At 76.2% G+C, this 1,133-nt stretch carries 2 protein-coding genes; one reads left to right on the top strand and one right to left on the bottom strand.

Features of this window, described 5'->3' with window-relative positions; genetic code table 11:
• On the bottom strand, positions 1-675 hold a 675-nt coding region (locus PROKR_RS13360; protein ID WP_036964030.1), incomplete at its 3' end, for an NAD-dependent epimerase/dehydratase family protein.
• 89 nt (positions 676-764) lie between these two features.
• Between PROKR_RS13360 and PROKR_RS13355 the strand changes: the two genes are divergently transcribed.
• The coding region (locus PROKR_RS13355; RefSeq protein ID WP_157602057.1) for an alpha/beta fold hydrolase at positions 765-1,133 on the top strand (369 nt) is incomplete at its 3' end.

The raw sequence follows: 1,133 nt of genomic DNA, 5'->3' as shown, positions 1-1,133 counted from the left end.
GTCGTCCGCGTGCACGGCCTGCAGCCGCAGCCCAGCGGGCAGCGGCAGGGCGGGCAGCCGGCCCCGTCGCAGCAGGCGCACCGGCACGAGCGGGCCCAGGAAATACCGCACGATCGACTGGGCGGCGTCGGCCTGGAAGATCAGTGCGGGCCGCAGGCGCGCGACGCCGACGTCCGGGTGCCCGGCCTCGAACTCGTCCAGCACCCGCTCCTGGGCGGCCTTGTCGACGCTGTAGTGCGACGTCCGGATGCCCGCCGTGGGCCAGTCCTCCTGCCGGGGCGCGTCGTCGTCGACGGCCGAGTACACGCCCACCGACGAGGCGACCACCAGGTGCGGCACCCCGGCCCGCGCCACGGCCTCCGCCACCCGGCGGGTGCCCTCGACGTTGGCACGCCGCAGGAGGTTGCGTCGGCGGTTGGGCTGCACCAGCCAGGCGAGGTGGACGACGGCGTCCGCCCCGCGGAACTGCTCGCTGAGCAGCGCGATGACGGTCTCGTCCGTGTCCTCCGCCGCGATGTCGACGGCGGCCCACGCGGCGTGCCGGTAGGGTTCGGCGCGCCGGTCCGGCAGCCGCCTGGCGATCCCCAGAACCGAGGTCACGCGCGGCTCCTCGAGCAGGGCCCGCAGCAGTGCGGTCCCGGCGTTTCCTGTGGCTCCGACGACGACGACCCGCATGTGTTCACGGTGGCACCGCGCCCGGTCGCTCGCATCCGGCGGCGTGTTCCGGCCTGCCCTGGCCGGCGCGCGGCAGTACGGTGCACCGGATGAACGGCTCCCGCGCGGACCTCACCGCCGTCGGCCACGTCCGGGCACCGCGGGGTGCCCGCCGGGCCGTGGTGCTCGTGCATGGCATCGGCTCCTCGGCGCGCGCTTTCGGCAGGCTCGGGGACCGCCTCGTGGCGCACTGCGAGGTGCACGCCCTCGACCTGCCCGGGTACGGGTCGACCCACCGCCTCCACCACGACGTCACGATCGCCGAGCACGCCGCCGCCGTGGCACGGTACGTGCGGCGGCACGTACTCGGCGCCGGTCTGCCCGTGCCGGTCCTCGTCGGCCACTCGATGGGCGCGCAGGTCGTGGGCCAGCTCCTCGCCGACCACCCCGCGACCGCGCGCGCGGCCGTCCTCGTGGGC

The sequence above is a fragment of the Promicromonospora kroppenstedtii DSM 19349 genome, from assembly GCF_000515355.1.
Lineage (GTDB): Bacteria > Actinomycetota > Actinomycetes > Actinomycetales > Cellulomonadaceae > Promicromonospora > Promicromonospora kroppenstedtii.
This window is presented reverse-complemented; position numbering and strand designations above follow the sequence as displayed.